16 protein-coding genes and 1 pseudogene are annotated in these 17,742 nt (G+C 68.5%); 6 read left to right on the top strand and 11 right to left on the bottom strand.

Translation table 11 applies throughout. The features are described from left to right. The 3 genes and pseudogenes from E3T40_RS04480 to E3T40_RS17275 all read right to left on the bottom strand — a co-directional run. Positions 1–572, bottom strand: a pseudogene (locus E3T40_RS04480) (hypothetical protein); the annotation flags it as partial. Positions 573–1,264: 692 nt separating this feature from the next. After that, on the bottom strand, positions 1,265–1,813 hold the full coding sequence (gene pyrE, locus E3T40_RS04475) for an orotate phosphoribosyltransferase (RefSeq protein WP_104170664.1): 549 nt from the start codon (positions 1,811–1,813) through the stop codon (positions 1,265–1,267). Positions 1,814–1,865: 52 nt separating this feature from the next. Further along, on the bottom strand, positions 1,866–1,988 hold the full coding sequence (locus E3T40_RS17275; protein WP_255408580.1) for a hypothetical protein: 123 nt from the start codon (positions 1,986–1,988) through the stop codon (positions 1,866–1,868). Positions 1,989–2,125: 137 nt separating this feature from the next. Here E3T40_RS17275 and E3T40_RS04470 point away from each other — a divergent pair, with 137 nt between their 5' ends. Continuing rightward, the gene (locus tag E3T40_RS04470) at positions 2,126–3,049 is read left to right on the top strand and encodes a LysR family transcriptional regulator (RefSeq protein WP_134542789.1); all 924 of its coding nucleotides are present in this window, start codon (positions 2,126–2,128) and stop codon (positions 3,047–3,049) included. Here E3T40_RS04470 and E3T40_RS04465 read toward each other — a convergent pair. The 5 genes from E3T40_RS04465 to E3T40_RS04445 all read right to left on the bottom strand — a co-directional run bounded on the left by E3T40_RS04465 (position 3,046) and on the right by E3T40_RS04445 (position 9,367). Further along, complete coding sequence (locus E3T40_RS04465) at positions 3,046–4,545, bottom strand: CoA-acylating methylmalonate-semialdehyde dehydrogenase (RefSeq protein ID WP_134542788.1); 1,500 nt, start codon at positions 4,543–4,545, stop codon at positions 3,046–3,048. The genes E3T40_RS04470 and E3T40_RS04465 overlap by 4 nt on opposite strands. 56 nt (positions 4,546–4,601) lie before the next feature. Continuing rightward, positions 4,602–5,936 carry an aspartate aminotransferase family protein gene (locus E3T40_RS04460; RefSeq protein ID WP_233194020.1) on the bottom strand — a complete coding sequence of 445 codons (1,335 nt, stop codon included), beginning with the start codon at positions 5,934–5,936 and terminating at the stop codon, positions 4,602–4,604. A gap of 106 nt (positions 5,937–6,042) precedes the next feature. After that, positions 6,043–7,059 carry a TIGR03842 family LLM class F420-dependent oxidoreductase gene (locus tag E3T40_RS04455; RefSeq protein ID WP_134542787.1) on the bottom strand — a complete coding sequence of 339 codons (1,017 nt, stop codon included), beginning with the start codon at positions 7,057–7,059 and terminating at the stop codon, positions 6,043–6,045. A gap of 12 nt (positions 7,060–7,071) precedes the next feature. Further along, positions 7,072–8,508 (bottom strand): dihydropyrimidinase, encoded by a 1,437-nt coding sequence (gene hydA, locus E3T40_RS04450; protein WP_134542793.1) that lies wholly within the window; start codon positions 8,506–8,508, stop codon positions 7,072–7,074. A gap of 10 nt (positions 8,509–8,518) precedes the next feature. Next, positions 8,519–9,367 (bottom strand): nitrilase-related carbon-nitrogen hydrolase, encoded by an 849-nt coding sequence (locus E3T40_RS04445; RefSeq protein ID WP_134416252.1) that lies wholly within the window; start codon positions 9,365–9,367, stop codon positions 8,519–8,521. A gap of 473 nt (positions 9,368–9,840) precedes the next feature. On the opposite strand from E3T40_RS04445, the gene E3T40_RS04440 reads away from it, so the two are divergent. The 5 genes from E3T40_RS04440 (at position 9,841) to cofD (ending at position 14,999) form a co-directional block, all read left to right on the top strand. After that, the gene (locus E3T40_RS04440; protein WP_104194340.1) at positions 9,841–10,626 is read left to right on the top strand and encodes a (S)-acetoin forming diacetyl reductase; all 786 of its coding nucleotides are present in this window, start codon (positions 9,841–9,843) and stop codon (positions 10,624–10,626) included. Between the two features lie 319 nt (positions 10,627–10,945). After that, complete coding sequence (locus E3T40_RS04435; protein WP_134542786.1) at positions 10,946–11,983, top strand: putative F420-0 ABC transporter substrate-binding protein; 1,038 nt, start codon at positions 10,946–10,948, stop codon at positions 11,981–11,983. A 138-nt stretch (positions 11,984–12,121) separates the two neighbouring features. Further along, positions 12,122–13,144: a putative F420-0 ABC transporter permease subunit gene (locus tag E3T40_RS04430; protein WP_104170729.1), complete on the top strand. Its 1,023-nt coding sequence runs from the start codon at positions 12,122–12,124 to the stop codon at positions 13,142–13,144. Then, a complete protein-coding gene (locus E3T40_RS04425) occupies positions 13,135–14,001 on the top strand; it encodes an ABC transporter ATP-binding protein (RefSeq protein WP_134542785.1) in 867 nt (288 codons plus the stop codon). Before E3T40_RS04430 ends, E3T40_RS04425 begins: the two co-directional genes overlap by 10 nt. Further along, the gene (gene cofD, locus E3T40_RS04420) at positions 13,998–14,999 is read left to right on the top strand and encodes a 2-phospho-L-lactate transferase (protein WP_134542784.1); all 1,002 of its coding nucleotides are present in this window, start codon (positions 13,998–14,000) and stop codon (positions 14,997–14,999) included. Before E3T40_RS04425 ends, cofD begins: the two co-directional genes overlap by 4 nt. A gap of 164 nt (positions 15,000–15,163) precedes the next feature. Here cofD and cofC read toward each other — a convergent pair whose 3' ends face one another. The 3 genes from cofC to E3T40_RS04405 are packed head-to-tail and all read right to left on the bottom strand — an operon-like array spanning position 15,164 to position 17,642. Then, the gene (gene cofC, locus E3T40_RS04415) at positions 15,164–15,817 is read right to left on the bottom strand and encodes a 2-phospho-L-lactate guanylyltransferase (protein ID WP_104170674.1); all 654 of its coding nucleotides are present in this window, start codon (positions 15,815–15,817) and stop codon (positions 15,164–15,166) included. After that, positions 15,814–16,638 (bottom strand): coenzyme F420-0:L-glutamate ligase, encoded by an 825-nt coding sequence (locus E3T40_RS04410; protein ID WP_198411930.1) that lies wholly within the window; start codon positions 16,636–16,638, stop codon positions 15,814–15,816. Before E3T40_RS04410 ends, cofC begins: the two co-directional genes overlap by 4 nt. 2 nt (positions 16,639–16,640) lie before the next feature. Further along, the gene (locus tag E3T40_RS04405) at positions 16,641–17,642 is read right to left on the bottom strand and encodes a TIGR03557 family F420-dependent LLM class oxidoreductase (RefSeq protein WP_134542783.1); all 1,002 of its coding nucleotides are present in this window, start codon (positions 17,640–17,642) and stop codon (positions 16,641–16,643) included. Positions 17,643–17,742: the final 100 nt, after the last annotated feature.

The raw sequence follows: 17,742 nt of genomic DNA, 5'->3' as shown, positions 1-17,742 counted from the left end.
AGGTGGGCCGGCGTTGCGGCCAGTGAAGGTGGAGTCGGGGCGGCGGTGGGCGCGGCGCGGGCCGCGGCCGAGGCCTGCGCCGCCGTCTCGGCCAGCCGTGTGCCTGCACGGGCATCCGGTTCGGGGACGGCTGCCTCCGGCGCCGGGATGGCTGCCGCGGCTAACGGGGCACCTGAGGCGGCAACAACGGCCGCGGCTCCCGCCGCAACTCGGGCCTCGGCTCCAGCGATCCCGGCGGCGTCGCGGGCCTGGCCCGCGAGAGGGGCCGGAGCCGACAGTGACGCGGCCAGTCGTGCGCGCAGACGGCCGCGGGCGGAGACCGGAGCCGGCAGCGCGACCGGCTCGGGGTCGGGAGCAGGCGGCGTGCGCCCGGCCAGCAGATCGGCGGCCGCAACCTCCTCGGCGGTCAACTCGAGCGGCGACTGCGTGAAGGTGGTCCACCACGGCGCCGGTGCGAGATCGGCTTTCTCCGAACGGATGCTGCCGCTCCGGTCAGACTCGTCCAGCCCGTTCCCGCCGGGCATCGGCAGGGGCGCGGGAGCCTCGACGGGTACCAGAGGTGCCGGTGCCAACGCGTCGGGCGCCCACGGGGCGGGCCCCGAAGCTGAAACCGAGCGTGTTTCGGCCGACGTCAGCTCCGAAGCCGAGGCATCCTTGAGCGCGGCGGACGAAGCCGCCGACCTGACAGCGGCCGAGGGCGCGAACGCGGCCGGCTGGAGCTCGGAAAACGCGGCCGCAGACGAGGACGCGGCCGCAGCCGCCGTAGCCGCCGCGACGGCAGCCGACTCAGCAGACGAAGCAGCCCCGGAAGCAGCGGCACCAACTGCAGAAACAGCACGCGCCGGGTTTGCGGGCGTCAGGACGAACAGGGCCGCGGTCGTGATCGGCACGGATCCTGTCACATTCGCTGGCCCCGCAGCCGAAGGCGTCGCTCCAGCCGATGGTGTCGCTCCCGGCGAAGGCACAGGAGCGGCAGGAGGCGCCGGAGCGGGACCAGCAGCGCCAGCCGCAGCAGCGGCGGCCCGAGCCGCGGCACCCTTGGCGAGCCGAGGGTCAGGCTGGGAGGTCGGCTTGAGCCCCCAGAGAAAGACGCCGGTATGGGTCGTCGGCTCGGCGGGTGCCGGTGGAACAATGCGGGAGGTTCTCGGCCACCGCGGCGACTGGCGGGGCGAATATTCGTCCGGCAGGGCCGGGCGCGCGCCGTCACCGAGCTGAGATGCCAGCCACTTCATTCCGTCCTCGCCGGGCACCTCGTCTGTGGGCACTAGTTCAGCCCCAGGTCCTCAAGACCGATCGCGGCGTAATAGGGGTAGCCCGCGGCTTCAATCACTTCGCGCGCGCCGGTGTTTCGGTCGACCACGACGGCGACGCCGGCGATGATCGCACCGACCTTGAGAAGCGCGTCGATCGCCGCCAGGGGCGAACCGCCCGTGGTGGACGTGTCTTCGAGCACGACGACGCGCTTGCCGGCGAGATCAGGTCCTTCGACCTGCTTGCCCCGGCCGTGGTCCTTGGGCTCCTTGCGCACGACGAAGGCGTCGTACGCGGCTCCGCGTGCCACGCCCTGGTGCAGGATGGCCGCCGCCACCGGGTCGGCGCCCATGGTCATGCCGCCAACCGCGGTGACATCCGGAATGTGCGCGATCAGGTCGAGCATGACCTGGCCGATCAGTGGGGCGACGCGGTGGTCGAGGCTGACCTTGCGCAGGTCGACGTAATACGTCGCCTTCTTACCGCTGGTCAGGGTGAAATCCCCGTGGAAAACGGCCTCGGCCGAGATGTGGGCGATGAGCTGCTGGCGTGTGTCCGTCACAGGACCAAGTTTAGGCCATCGGCCGGTCGGTGAACCTGAAGCAGGCGTTGCTCTAGAAGATACGAACGAGCTTGCGCTCGGGAACGCGGCGGAATCCGTCCTTGTGCACGTCGACGACGACGGCAACGACGGAGGAGATGACGATGAGAACAAGAACGGCGAGAAGAACAAACACGGTCGTACCTTTCGGGAAATGGGGTTGAGTGTCGGGAAGACGGAGGCACCATTGCTCGAGTTCGACGTATATAGTTCATCATCTTTAACTTTGCAGCACAATCGCATAGTTCTGCACGGAGTGTGTAGCGTTACTACATGGATGTCCAACGACTCGAACTTCTCCGCGAACTGGCCGAACGCCACAGCATCACTGAGGTTGCCCGCGCCACGCACCGCACGCCATCCGCTGTCTCGCAGCAGCTGAAAGTGCTCGAACGCGAGGCCGGCCTGCCGCTCACCGAGCGCAGCGGTCGCGGCCTCACTCTGACGGATGCCGGCCGCGCTCTGGCCCGCAGCGCGACGGATGTCGCGGTCGCCCTCGCCCGCGCCCGGGCGGTCTGGGACGAGTTCCGAAACGACGCCACGGGCGAGGTGAGCCTGGTCACCTTTCCGACTGCGGGCGAGATGCTGCTGCCGGGAGCGGTGAGAAGCATCGCCGCCGTGCCCGGCCTCATCGTCAACTGCACCGACAAGGACCCGGAACTGAGCGACTTCCCCGCGCTCACGGCGGAGTACGACATCGTGCTCGCCTACAGCCTGCGCGGCCAGCTCCCCTGGGGCGGGCGCGGACTGACGGTGGTCCCGCTGATGACAGAGCCGCTCGACGTCGGGCTGCCGGCCGACCATCGGCTGGCCTCCCGGTCGTGGATCACCCCGGCGGACGTGATCGGCGAGACCTGGATCGGCGCGCCGACCGGCTACCCGTTCGAGCGCATCCTGCACCAGATCGAGCAGAAGGCAGGCAGCCAGATCACCGTCGCCCAGCAGTTCGCCGACCTGCGGGTGATCGAAGCGTTCGTCGTGGCAGGCCTCGGCATCGCTCTGGTGCCCCGGTACACCTGGGGCGGCGACCAGCCGAGCCGCCTCGTGCTCAAGCCGCTCCGCGGGGTGGACGCCGAGCGGCAAATCGTGGCGCTGATGCGCCCCGATCGGGCCGAGCGCCTCGCCGTGCGCACCGTTCTGGAGGTGCTCCGCACCGAGGCCGCCCGCGTGCAGGCCAAGCACGCCCTCATCCCCTAGGCGTTCTGTGGGAAGCCCAGGTTGATACCGCCGTGGCTCGGGTCCAGCCACCGGCTCGTGATGGCCTTCTCTCGGGTGTAGAAGGCGATCCCGGCCGGGCCGTAGGCCTTGGCGTCGCCGAACAGGGAGTCCTTCCAGCCGCCGAACGAGTGGTAGGCCACGGGCACCGGGATCGGCACGTTGATGCCGACCATACCGACCTGCACCTCGTTCTGGAACCGCCTGGCCGCACCGCCGTCGTTGGTGAAGATGGCCGTGCCGTTGCCGTAGCGGCTGCGGTTGATCAGGTCGAGTCCCTCGGAGTAGCTGGCGACCCGCACGATGGAGAGCACCGGGCCGAAGATCTCGTCGAGGTAGACGTCCGAGTCCGTGCTGACCTTGTCGAAGAGGGTCGGGCCGAGCCAGAATCCGCTCGCGTCACCGTCTACCTCGATGCCGCGGCCGTCCACGACGACCTCGGCTCCGTCGGTCTGGGCGAGGTCGATGTAGGACGCCACCTTGTCGCGGTGTACCTTCGTGATCAGAGGTCCCATGTCGCATCCGCGCATGCCGTCGCCCACCTTGAGGCTCTTCAGCCGCGCGGTGATCTTCGTAACCAGGTCGTCAGCGACCGGTTCCACGGCCACCACCACGCTGATCGCCATGCAGCGCTCACCGGCCGAGCCGAAGCCGGCGTTGACCGCGGCATCCGCGGCCAGGTCCAGGTCTGCGTCTGGCAGCACGAGCATGTGGTTCTTCGCGCCGCCGAGGGCCTGCACGCGCTTGCCGTGGTGGGCGGCCGTCTCGTAGATGTACTGCGCGATCGGCGTGGAGCCGACGAACGAGATCGCCTGCACGTCGGGGTGCACGAGCAGGGCGTCGACGGCTTCCTTGTCGCCGTGCAGGACGTTGAGCACACCGGCGGGCAGGCCGGCCTCGGTCATCAGGGCAGCCATCCAGTTCGACGCGGACGGGTCTTTCTCGCTCGGTTTGAGCACGACCGTGTTGCCGGCCGCGATGGCGACCGGGAAGAACCAGAGGGGCACCATGGCTGGGAAGTTGAACGGGCTGATGATGCCCACCACGCCGAGCGGCTGGCGCAGCGTGTAGACGTCGACGCCCGTGGACACGTTCTCGGAGTACTCGCCCTTGCTCAGGTGCGGCATGCCGAGCGCGAACTCGACGACCTCGAGGCCGCGCGCGATCTCGCCGAGCGCATCCGAGGTCACCTTGCCGTGTTCGGCGGTGAGGATGTCGGCCAGCTCGCCTTTGCGCGCGTTCAGCAGTTCGCGGAAGTTGAACATCACGCCCTGGCGCTTGGCTTGGGATGTGTCGCGCCAGAGCGGATAGGCAGCGTGGGCGGAGGCGACGGCGGTGTCGACGTCGGTGGCACTGGCCAAAATTACATTCTTCGCGACGGCGCCGAGGGCGGGGTTGAAGACGGGCGCGGTGCGGGTCGAGGCTCCCCGGAGGGGAGCCCCGTCGACCCAGTGGGTGATGAGGGGCAGTTCGGTCATGGGCGTTCGTCTCTCTTCATTCTCTTCATCGAGTCGGGGTGAGGGTGCGCGGGGCGTCAGACAAGCCGGTCGAGGCTGAGGACCTCGTCATAGATAGTGAGCGCCTCGGCGACCTCGGCGTCGGTGACGACGCAGGGCGGCACCACGTGGATGCGGTTCTCGGCCAGGAACGGCAGCAGGTTGCGGGCCAGCAACTCCGATTTGATCCGGCCCATCACGGCGCCGCTGAGCGGCTGGCGGGTCTCCCGGTCGGAGACGAGTTCCATCGCCCAGAACACGCCGACCCCGCGCACCTCTCCGATGATCGGGTGCTTAGCCTGCAGCTCGGCGAGCCCGGGGGCGAGCACGTCGCGCCCGATCCGGGCGGCGTTCTCCACGATGCCCTCGTTCTTCATGGCGTCCAGGGCCGCCACGATCGACGCCATCGCCAGCGGATGTCCGCTGTAGGTGAGGCCGCCGGGATAGACCGTGGTGTCGAAGTCGTGGGCGATGGGGTCGGAGATGATCACACCGCCGGTGGGCACATAACCGGAGTTGACGCCCTTCGCGAAAGTGATCAGGTCCGGCACCACGTCGAAGCCGTCGAACGCGAACCAGTTGCCGGTGCGGCCGAAGCCGGCCATCACCTCGTCGAGGATCAGCATGATGCCGTACCGGTCGCAGAGGGCCCGCACGCCGGCGAGGTAGCCGGGCGGCGGCACGAGCACGCCGGCGGTGCCGGGGATGGATTCCAGCAGCACGGCCGCGATGCCCGCGGGTCCCTCACTCTGGATCACGTGCTCGAGGTGGCGCAGGGCCCGCTCCGACTCCTGCTCGGGGCTGGTCGCCCAGAACTCGCTGCGGTAGAGGTAGGGGCCGAAGAAGTGCACGTGCCCGCGGGCGAACTCATTCGGGATGCGGCGCCAGTCGCCGGTCGCGACGATGGCCGCGCCCGTGTTGCCGTGGTACGAGCGGTAGGTGGAGAGCACCTTGTCGCGGCCCGTGTGCAGGCGCGCCATGCGGATCGCGTTCTCGATCGCATCCGCCCCGCCGTTGGTGAAGAAGACCTTGTTGAAGCCCTCCGGCGCCCGTTCGACGATGCGCTGGGCGGCCTCGCCGCGGGTCAGGGTCGCCGTGGAGGGCGCCACCGTGGCGAGCCGACCGGCCTGCTCGATGATGGCCGCGGTGACGGCCGGATGCTGGTGGCCGATGTTCACGTTGACGAGCTGGCTGGAGAAGTCCAGATAGCTGCGCCCGTCATAATCCCAGACCCGGGAGCCCTGCCCGCCGGCGATCACCAGCGGCTTGAGGGCACCCTGGGCCGACCAGGAGTGGAAGACGTGCGCCCGGTCAAGGTCGTAGGCGAGCTCGTTGCGGCTGGCCGTGGCGCTTGGGGAAGTGATGTCATTCACAGATATCGGGTTCTTTCTCTCTGCGTTGAGATGGTGAGGCCGTGGATCGCCCACCTTCAGTGTGACCTCGATCGGCTTGAAGTCTGCACCATTCACCTGGATCGGGTCATTTCTTTGCCACGATGGGCTCGGTCATCGCCGGGATCACGGTCTCCCCGTAGACGCGCATCGTCTCTTCCTTGTTGTCGTGCTGCAGGTAGCCAGCGAACTGGTCGACGCCGATGGCGCGCAGGGCCTCGAGCTTTTCGATGTGGTCCTTCGCGGTGCCGAGCAGACAGAACCGGTCGACGATCTCGTCGGGCACGAACTCGGCGTGCGCGTTTCCGGCACGGCCGTGCTCGTTGTAGTCGTAATCCTGCCGGCCAATGATGTAGTCGGTGAGGGCCTTCGGCACATGAGATTCGGTGCCGTACTTGGCGACGATGTCGGCCACGTGATTGCCGACCATGCCGCCGAACCAGCGGCACTGGTTGCGCATGTGGCCCCAATTGTCGCCGATGTACATGGGCGCGGCCACGCAGAACTTGACCGCCATCGGGTCGCGGCCGGATTTCTCCGCGGCCTCCCGCACGGTCTTGATCATCCACTCGGCCACGTCGAGGTCGGCCATCTGCAGGATGAAACCGTCGCCGACCTCGCCCGCGAGCTTGAGCGCGAGGGGCCCGTAGGCCGCCACCCACACGTCAAGGGTGGAGCCGCGGCTCCACGGGAACTGCAGGGTCGCGCCGTTGTATTCGACCGACCGGGAGTTCGCGAGTTCCCGGATCACGTGCACCGACTCGCGCAGCGTCTTCAGGGTGGTGGGGGTTCCGTTGATGACCCGCACCGCCGAATCCCCGCGGCCGATGCCGCAGATGGTGCGGTTGCCGTACATCTCGTTCAGCGTCGCGTAGGTGGAGGCCGTGACCGTCCAGTCGCGGGTGCCCGGGTTGGTGACCATGGGTCCGACGATGATCCTGTCCGTCTCCGCGAGGATGCGGCTGTAGATGACGTAGGGCTCCTGCCAGAGCAGATGCGAGTCGAACGTCCAGACGTGGCTGAAGCCGTGCGCCTCGGCAAGTTTGGCCAATTGCACGGTGCGGGCGGATGGGGGGTTGGTCTGCAGCACTGCTCCGAAGTCCATCTGGGGTCCCGTCTAGATCAGGTACTGGCTCAGGCCGCGCTTGACGAACCGGCCGTCACCCTTGGAGCCGAGATAGGAGCTGTCGTCGATGATGACCTTGCCGCGGGACAGAACGGTGTCGACGTGACCGTCGATCTCGTAGCCTTCCCAGGCGGAGTGGTCCATGTTCATGTGGTGGGTCTTGCCATTCCCGTTGACGAACAGGCCGATCGAGGTGTGGCCGTTCGGGTCGTAGATCACGATGTCGCCGTCGGCGCCCGGCTGGATGACCCCCTTTTTGCCGTACAGCCCGAACATCCGTGCCGGGGTGGTCGCGGTGATCTCCACCCAGCGTTCGAGCGAGATGCGGCCGTTGACGACGCCCTGGTAGAGCAGGTCCAGGCGGTGCTCGACCGAGCCGATGCCGTTCGGGATCTTCGAGAAGTCGCCGAGGCCCAGCTCTTTCTGCCCCTTCATGCAGAACGGGCAATGGTCGGTGGAGACCATCTGGATGTCGTTGGTGCGCAGGCTCTGCCACAGGTGGTCCTGGTGGCCCTCGGCCTTCGAGCGCAGCGGCGTGGAGCAGACCCACTTCGCGCCCTCGAACCCCGGTGCCCCGAGATTCTCCTCGAGCGACAGGTAGAGGTATTGCGGGCAGGTCTCACCGAACACGTTCTGGCCGTGGTCCCGGGCGGCGGCGATCTGCTCCACGGCCTGCTTGGCGCTCACGTGCACCACGTAGAGCGGCGCCCCGGTGAGGTTCGCGAGCATGATCGCGCGGTGCGTGGCCTCCTCCTCCAGCTGCCAGGCGCGCGCGACACCGTGGTAGTAGGGGTCGGTCTTGCCCTCTGCGAGCAGCTGCGTGACGAGCACGTCGATGGCCGGGCCGTTCTCGGCGTGCATCATGGTCATCAGCCCGGTCTCGGCGGACTTCTGCATGGCGCGCAGCACCTGCGCGTCATCCGAGTAGAAGACGCCGGGGTAGGCCATGAACAGTTTGAAGCTGGAGATGCCCTCGTCCAGCAGCCCGTCCATCGCCTGCAGCGAGTCCTCGTTGAGGTCGCCGATGATCTGGTGGAACCCGTAGTCGATGGCGCAGTTTCCGGCCGCCTTCTCGTGCCAGGCCGCCAAACCGTCGAAGACCCGCTGGCCGTAGCTCTGCACCGCGAAGTCGACGATGGTGGTGGTGCCGCCCCAGGCCGCGGCCCGGGTGCCGGTCTCGAAGGTGTCGCTGGCCGCGGTGCCGCCGAACGGCAACTGCATATGCGTGTGCGCGTCGACGCCGCCGGGGATCACGTACTTGCCGGTGGCGTCGATCACACGGTCGACGGATGCGGCGAGGTAGTTCCCGAGGAGGGCCGAGCCAGGTGCCAGCACGGCGACGATGATCTTGCCGTCGATGAGGACATCCGCCTGCACCCGGCCGGTCGCGCTGACCACGGTGCCGTTCTGGATCAGGGTCGTCACGATGCGCCCCTGGCTACGGCCGGGCGATCGGGCCGTAGGAGTCGGGACGGCGGTCCCGGTAGAACTGCCACGAGTTGCGCACCTCTCGGATGACGCCCAGGTCGAGGTCGCGGATGACGACCTCCTCGGTGTCGGTGGAGGCCACCTCGCCGACGTAGTTGCCGCGCGGGTCGACGAAGTAGGAGCTGCCGTAGAAGGTGACGGCGTCGGCGCCGAACTCCTCGGTCTCGGTGCCGATGCGGTTGTTGGCGCCGATGTAGTACTGGTTGGCGATGGCGGCGGCCGGCTGCTCGAGCTCCCAGAGCCGGTTCGAGAGGCCGGGCTTGGTGGCCGAGGGGTTGAAGACAATCTCGGCGCCGTTCAGGCCGAGCACGCGCCAGCCCTCCGGGAAGTGCCGGTCGTAGCAGATGTAGACGCCGATCTTGCCGACCATGGTGTCGAAGACGGGGTAGTCGGCGTTTCCGGGGCGGAAGTAGAACTTCTCCCAGAACTGGGGCAGGTGGGGGATGTGGTGCTTGCGGTACTTGCCGAGGTAGGTGCCGTCGGCGTCGATCACGGCGGCCGTGTTGTAGAGCACGCCGGGCTGCTCCTCCTCGTAGACGGGGAGCACGATCACCATCGTGTGCTCGGCGGCGAGCTTCTGGAACCGCTCCACGAGCGGTCCCGGCACGCTCTGCGCGTAGTCGTAGTACGTGGAGTCCTGCACAATGCCGAAGTAGGGGCCGTGGAACAGCTCCTGGAAGCAGATCACCTGCACTCCCGCTTCGGCGGCGGTGCGCACGAATCCCTCGTGCTTCTGGATCATCGACTCCTGGTCGCCCGTCCACTCGGTCTGGGTGATTGCGGCCCGAACTACAGTCATCTTGTCTCCACATTCGCCAGTGACGGAACAACGTCAAGCCGAACGACAGCGTCCGGGCTTATTAGTCTTCGACGCAAACATTTGGTGCTGTTTTTCTGTGTGACTAACGCGTATATCATCCTGTCGAGCGAATCTGCCGGTGGCAAGGGTTCATGCAAACCGTTATCGTCGCGGTCGGGCACAGGGTCACTGGCCGACCGGATATCACTCGATCGCGCCTACAATGGGGGTAATGCCTCGTCAGCTGCTGGAGTTCTTAGGCAACATCGACACAGAAAACGGGGACGTCTCAGATTCACCCCGAGAGGTTCACCCTCGGGGCCACTCATCCACCGCGACGACGCCGGAAATTCTCGGTGCGCGCCGCGCTGCTGGCGCCGTGCGTATCGGATCAGTAAAACTCCTGTCCTGCTTTGACATGACGTCATCGACTCGCCGGCAGGTTGTGAATAATCGAGATTGGAATCAATACCATGACACGCACAGAAAACGGAAAAGTCGCACTCGTTACCGGTGGTGGACAGGGAATTGGTCAGGCCATCGCTGAGCGACTCCACGCTGACGGCTTCAAGGTCGCCATCGCCGACCTGAACCGTGCGACCGCAGGCGCGGTTGCCGAATCCCTGGGAGGCAAGGAGGGCGGAGCACTGGCACTGCACGTCGATGTCTCCGACCGAGACAGCGTGTTCGCCGCGGTCGAGCAGGCTGTCACGGAGCTCGGGGGCTTCGACGTCATCGTCAACAACGCCGGCATCGCCCCCACGTCTCCAATCGATGACATCACCCAGGAAAGCATCGCAAAGATATTCTCCATCAACTTCAACGGCGTGGTGTGGGGCATTCAGGCAGCCACCAAGGCGTTCAAAGAGCTCGGCCACGGTGGAAAGATCATCAGCGCTGCGTCCCAAGCCGGTCACGTCGGGAACCCCGGCATCGCGTTGTACTCGGCCACCAAGTTCGCCATTCGTGGCTTGTCCCAGACAGCCGCCAAGGACCTGGCTCAATTCGGCATCACGGTCAACACCTTCGCCCCCGGCATCGTGAAGACGCCCCTCATGGAGGAGCTCGCGAAAAAGGTGGCAGCCGACGCGGGCCAGTCGGAAGAGTGGGGCTGGGATCAGTTCACGAACGGCATCGCCCTCGCCCGCCTGTCCGAAGCGTCCGAGGTCGCGGGGGTCGTTTCGTTCCTGGCTGGCCCCGACTCCGGCTACATCACCGGACAGTCGATTCTGGTCGACGGCGGAATGGTCTTCAACTAAGCAGAGGACGAAACTGACTCTCCCCGACCCGGCGACTGGCCGCATCGTGTCCCGGGCGCGCCGGACATCCGTCCCCCATCGCCCCGCTCGCCCGGGATGGGCCGCGCCGAAGTTCTGGCCTAGGCTGAACGAAGACCGCCGGTTGGCTCTGACCGGTTGAGCCGGCCCCGACTTGGGCGGCAGGTCGCCGACACGTGCTCGGTCGCACCCTTCCTGCCCCGCAGTTCTCCCTGTGCTCGCCAGAGCGGGTGAATCGTCGCCATTGCGTGCTCATACCGACGATTCACCAGCTCTCGCGGCCCTGAACCGGATCGGTAACATGTCCCAATTACGTTCGTTCCGTGGTCCCCTGCTGGTGGTCGTTGCGGCGGCTGCCCTGCTGTCGAGCGGATGCGCTGCGGCGAGTCCCGTCGCCGCGCCCAGTGCCGCGCCCAGTGCCGCGCCGGGCGCGAGCGCCGGCACGGGTGGGGGCTACCCGATGACGATCGACAACTGCGGCACCGACGTGACCGTGGAGGCCGCGCCCGAACGGATCGTGACGATCAAGTCGTCGACGACCGAGCTGCTGCTCGCACTGGACCTCTCCGATCGCATCGTGGGCTCGGCGTTCCTCGATGGCCCGCTGCCGGCATCCCTCGAGAAGGCCGGCGCAGGCCTGTTCGTGGTCAGCGACTTCGTGCCCGGCCAGGAGGCCGTGCTCGGACTCACGCCCGACTTCGTCTACGGCGGCTGGGAGTCCAACTTCTCGGCCGAGGGCGTGGGCGAACGCCAGAGCCTCACCGACCTCGGCATCGGCAGCTACGTTTCCCCCTCCGCCTGCAAGGGCGAGGGCTACATGCCTGACCCGCTCACTTTCGACTCCGTGTTCGCCGAGATCACCGAGGCCGGCGCGATCTTCGGCGCCGAAGAGGCCGCGGCCGACCTGGTCGCCGATCAGCAGAAGACCCTCGCGGCCCTTGACCCCGCCGCCGCGGACACCACCGCGCTCTGGTATTCCAGCGGCACCGACACTCCCTACGTGGGCGCCGGCATCGGCTCGCCCAACATGATCATGGCGGCCGCGGGCCTGAATAACGTGTTCGCCGACGTGCAGGACACCTGGACCTCGGTGGGCTGGGAGTCGGTCATCGAGGCGAACCCGAGCGTGATCGTGCTCGTCGACGCCACCTGGAACACCGCGGAGTCGAAGATCGCGAACCTCGAGACGAACCCGGCCACGCAGCAACTCGACGCCGTGAAGAACCAGCGCTACATCGTGCTGCCGTTCTCGGCCACCGAGGCCGGCATCCGCAACGTCGAAGCCGCCGCGTCAACTATCGAACAGCTCGACGCGCTCGAGTCGACGACGGCCGGCTAGCGACCGGCGCCGGAGCACGACGCACGACGCAGGACACGACAGGACAGCACCAACGGGACAGACACGACGGAACAGGCGAGGCAGGTGGATCGGGTGGAGCTGCAGCAGCCGGAACGCACGGCGGCCCAGAGCCGTCGCGTGGCCGGGCGCGCGCGCTACCTGGGCTGGCTCGCCCTGTCGGTCCTGGCCCTCGTGCTCACGGCGGGGCTGGCCGTGACCATCGGTCCGGCCGACGTGAGCCTGACGGATGTCGCCGCGAGCCTCGCCGGGCACCTCGGCCTGCCGGGCGCCGCCGGGGTAGCCCCGCTGACCGACTCGATCGTGTGGCAGCTGCGCCTGCCGCGCGTGCTGACCGCGGCCGCTGTCGGCGCGGGGCTCGCGCTCTGCGGCGCGGTGATGCAGTCGGTGACCCGCAACCCGCTGGCGGACCCCTACCTGCTCGGGCTGTCGAGCGGGGCCTCTCTCGGCGCGGTCTGTGTGATCGTTCTCGGCGTCGCGGTGGCGCTGCCGGCCGCGGCGTTCCTCGGCGCGCTGGCAGCCCTCGTCGCCACGCTGAGCATCGCGCGGGTCGGCAACACGATCACGCCCGGGCGCGCGGTGCTCTCGGGCCTGGCCATCGCGCAACTGGGTGCGGCCGGTACGTCCTTCATCATCTTCTGGGCAGCCAAGGGCGACTCCTACCGGGAGATCCTCAACTGGCTGCTGGGCTCGCTGGCCGGCAGCTCGTGGTCGAGCGTCGTCATCTCGGGCACCGCCCTCGTGGTGGTCGGGGCCGGGATCGTGCTCTCGGCCACCCGTCTGGACGCGTTCACCTTCGGGGATACCGCCGCGGCATCCCTCGGCATCAACGTCAACGGCACTCGGTGGATGCTGCTCGGCGCGGTGGCGCTACTGACCGGCGCCATGGTGGCCGTGAGCGGGGCCATCGGCTTCGTCGGCCTGATCCTGCCGCACCTGGTGCGCGGCCTGAGCGGGCCCGGCCACCGCCGCCTGCTGCCGCTGACCGTGGTGCTCGGCGCCCTGTTCCTGATCGTGGCCGACACGGTCGCCCGCACGGTGTTCGACCCGCGCGAGCTGCCCGTGGGCATCATCACCGCGCTGATCGGCGTGCCCGTCTTCATCGTGCTGATCAAGAGCAGAAAGGCCGCCACATGGTCGTGATCCTCGACCGGGTGTCGTTCCAGGTCGACGGCACCCCGATTCTGACCGATGTGTCGGCGGTCGTGCCCACGGGCGCAGTGACCGGCCTGCTCGGACCCAACGGGGCCGGCAAGTCCACCCTGTTGCGCCTGATCGCAGGGCTGGAGACACCGGATGCCGGCGGCGTCGAACTCGACGGAGCGCGATCCGGCAGAGGGTCCGGTCTGTCGCGGCGCGAGACCGCCCGGCGGGTGGCGCTGCTCGAACAGAACGCCGCGCCCAGCGTCGACCTCACGGTGCGCGAGGTCGTGCTCCTCGGCCGGATCCCGCACCGCAGCCGGGTGCTCGGCAGCTTCGGCGGCGACGACGACCACCGGGCGGCCGAGGAATCGCTGGCCGTGGTCGGCGGCAGCGACCTCGCCGACCGGGCGTGGCATACGCTCAGCGGCGGCGAGCAGCAGCGCGCGCAGATCGCCCGAGCGTTGGCGCAGCGGCCGAGTCTGCTGCTGCTGGACGAGCCGAACAACCACCTCGATGTGAGCGCCCAGCTCGGGCTGCTCGGGCAGGTGCGCGGGCTCTGCGCGGGCGCGGCCGGTACGGGCCTGACCGCGATCATGGCCCTGCACGATCTGAATCTGGCCGCCGCGTTCTGCGACCAGATCCTGCTGCTGCACCACGGGCGACTGGTCGCGGCCGGCACCCCCGAGGCGGTGCTGCGGCCGGCGACCATCGCGGAGGTCTACAGCGTGGACTGCGACGTGATCCCACATCCGCGCGGCGGGCATCCGGTGATCGTGTTCGCTCCATCCACGCCGATTCCGGCCTTCCCGCCTCACCGTGAACCCGAAGTCACCCAGCATGGAAGAGCGCACAGATGACGACCATCACCGTTCTGGCCGGCGGCATCGGCGGCGCCCGGTTCACCCGCGGGCTGCTGAAGCACCTGGCGGAAACCGAGCCGGAGGCGACGGTGACGGTGATCGTGAACACGGGCGATGACATGTGGCTGGACGGGCTGCGCATCTGCCCGGACCTCGACACCGTGATGTACACCCTCGGCGGAGGCATCAACGAGGAGCAGGGCTGGGGGCGGCCCGAGGAGTCCCGCCGCGCCTCCGCTGAGATCGCAGCCTACGGGCGCGGCTGGTCCTGGTTCACGCTCGGCGACCTGGATCTGGCCACCCACATCGTGCGCAGCGACCTGCTCCGGAACGGCTCCACGCTGAGCGAGGCCACCGAGTTCCTCTGCCGCCGCTGGCAGCCCGGGGCGCGCCTGCTGCCGATGAGCGACATCCCCGTCGAGACACATGCCCGACTGGCTATGGATGCCGATGAGCACCGGGCCGGCGAGCTGATCCACTTCGAGGAGTGGTGGGTGCGCTACCGCGCCGGCGTTCCGGCGACCGAGTTCGTGCAGGTCGGACTTGAGTCCGCAGTGCCCGCGCCGGGCGTCGTCGACGCCATCATGACGGCCGACCTGGTGATCCTGCCGCCGTCGAACCCGGTCGTTTCGGTCGGCACGATCCTCGCCGTACCGGGCATCCGGGACGCCCTGCGTTCCAGCGCCGCCGCGGTGGTCGGCGTCTCGCCGATCATCGCGGGCGCGGCCGTGCGCGGCATGGCCGACGCCTGCCTGCACACCATCGGCGTCGAGACTACGGCCGAGGCCGTGGGCCTGCACTACGGCTCCCGCGCCGCGGGCGGCGTGCTCGACGGGTGGCTGGTGGACGAGACGGATGCCGGCGCGCTGCCTGCGCTGGCGGCGGCCGGCATCCATTCGGTCGCCGTGCCGCTCTGGATGCGGGATGCCGCGACAACCATGCGGCTCGCGGCGGATGCGCTCGCCCTCGCTCGCGGCACCCTCTCCGTCGTCTGAGCGGCAGTAGCACAGCCGCGGCAGCTCCATCCATAGCGGCAACAGTTTCGACTCCCTGCCGCAACGGGCGTGCACGTAACCTCGGAGATTTTTGCGACACGCCGTTCACGGCGCCCGCTCACCCGGCGTTTTGCGAAAAATCTCCGACTGTAGCGACGCGCCGATCAGCGCGCGGCGTCCGACCCCGGGGCCTTGACGACCAGGAGGGTGTGCGGCCCGACGCCGAGACGCTGCGCCACCGCAAGGTCGGCGGCGGTATCGACGTCGTGACGGATCGAAACGGATGCCGCCAGCACGAGCGGCACATGGCCGGCGGCCTCATGGGCGGCCCGAGACCCAACCCCGAACCGAGGCTCGATCGGGACTCCGGCGAGCGCGAGCAGAGTCGTGGTGCCGGTTCCGGCCGCGTCGGGCACCAAACTGCGATCGTGCGCGGCGGCGAGGTGCAGAGTGCGCTCGACATCCGCGGGCGTCAGCGCCGGCAGATCGCCGGTCAGCACGGCCAGGTTCGCCTCCGGAAATGCCCCGCGGGCAACCATCAGTCCCTGCCGGATTGCCGCGTTCAACGGGTCTGCGGGCAGGATCGATTCGCGCACCGGGGCCTCGCGCACGATGTCGACCCCGAGCTCGGCCAGCCGACCCGAAAGTTCACCGTCGCCCGTGACGACCAGCACCCGGTCGACACCATGCGCCGCCAGCAGAGCCGCGACCGTGTCGAGAGCGAAGGCATCCGCCAGCCCGGCCCGATCGGGCCGCTCGCCCAGCCGGCTCTTCGCCCCGGGGTTGCCCTTGACGGGCACGATCGCCACCCAGCTCATTCGGTGACGGAAACGACGGATGCCGCGTCGACGGCGGCAGCGGCCAGCCCCGCCGCGTACCCTTCCGAGAAACCCTCGGCGTGCGCCTCGGCGCTCCCCAGCCGGAACATGTCGTTCTCGCTCGGCCGCAGCAGCCGGGTCGCTCCGCGCGCATCCGCTTCGTCGGGCTCGCCCACGAGGCGACCGAGCCCGCGCACGACCGCGACCGGGTTGCCGCTGGTCTTGCCCTTCACCAAATCGGCCGCGCCGGCGATCTCATCGGCGACCGCGGCGACGGTCACGTCGAGGCGCCGGCCGGACGCATCGGTCGTGCCGCGCAGGTCGTCGAGAACCGTGACCCCGGCGGCGCCGATCGCGATGTCGGTCTGGCCCTCACGCCACGGGCGCCCGACGGTGTCGGTGATCAGCACGCCGAGCCGCAGGCTGGTGCGTTCGTGGAGGGCTGTGCAGAGGGCGCGCGCGGAGGCATCCGGATCGACGGGAAGGAGCAGCACGAACCCGTCGGGGGTGTTGCTCGCGTCGACGCCGGCCGCCGCCATCACCAGGCCCTGGCGGTTCTCGACGATCCGCGTCATCCCGCCGGGAAAGGTGCGGGTCGCGACGACCCGCACGGTCTCGTCGGTGATCGCCTGCTCCCGATCGGCCGCCCGCACCTGGCGGCCCTCGGCCTTGGACACGATCTTGCTTGTCACCGCGAGAATGTCGCCGTCGCGCAGGCGGCTGCCTGCCGCGTCGGCGATGAGCGCAGCGAGGTCTGCGCCGGCCTCGACCTCACCGATGCCCTCCAGCACGAAAACGTGCAGGCCGGTTGGTTCTGGCACCACTAGCGCACGAGCTTCGGCAGCACGGATGCGCCGAAAACGTCGATCCACTGGCGCTGGTTGCGGCCCACGTTGTGCAGGTATATGCGGTCGAAGCCGAGGTCGACGAACTTCTGGATGTAGGCCCGGTGGTCGTCGGGGTCGGCTGAGATGATCATGCGGCCCTCAAAGTCCTCGGGGCGAACGAGTTTGGCGATCTGCTCGAATTCGAACGGTGAACGGATATCCCCCTTCGGGAACTTCATCCCGCCGTTCGGCCACTCGACCAGGGCGTTCCGCATGGCCTCCTCGTCGGTTTCGGCCCAGCTCATGTGCAGCTGCAGCACCTTGGGCATAGCGGCCGGGTCCTTGCCGCCGTCCCGGGCGCCGTCGTCGAACTTGCCGAACAGCATCGAGATCTTTTCCAGCGGGGCTCCGACCGTGATCAGGCCGTCGGCGTGACGCCCGGCGCGCTTGGCCGTGACCGGGCCGGCGGTGGCGACGAGAATCTCCGGGGCCACCTCGGGCATGGTCCAGAGCCGGGTCGACTCGAGCTTGTAGAACTGGCCGGAGTGCTTGACGTCCTTGCCTGCGATGGAGGCGGTGAACAGCTTGGAGATGATCTCAATGGCCTCGAACATGCGGTTGATGCGCTCGGGGGCTTCCGGCCAATACTGGCCGACGATGTGCTCGTTCAGAGCTTCGCCGGAGCCGAGGCCGAGCCAGTGCCGGCCGGGGTACATCGAGGTGAGCGTCGCGGAGGCCTGCGCCACCATCGCCGGGTGCCACCGGAAGGTGGGCGCGGTGACGCCGGGCCCGAGGTCCCCCTTCGTGCGCTCACCGATCGCCGCGAGCACGCTCCAGACGAACGAGGACTCACCCTGGGCGGGCACCCACGGTTGGAAGTGGTCGGCCGCCATCACCCCGGTGAACCCGTGTTCCTCGGCGTAGGCCGACAGGGCCACCGCCTCCGCGGGCGCGAACTGCTCCAGCATCGCCGCGTAGCCGATCTGCAAATCCGTCATGGGTACCGCCCTGCCTTTCGTTGTGGTTCGATCCTGTCACTCCAGGCTCCGAGAACTCCCCTCCCCACTTAGAAACGCCCGAGCGGCATCCGCCGCGCGG

Origin of the sequence: Cryobacterium sp. TMT1-19, assembly GCF_004403055.1 — a bacterium.
Taxonomy (GTDB): domain Bacteria; phylum Actinomycetota; class Actinomycetes; order Actinomycetales; family Microbacteriaceae; genus Cryobacterium; species Cryobacterium sandaracinum.
This window is presented reverse-complemented; position numbering and strand designations above follow the sequence as displayed.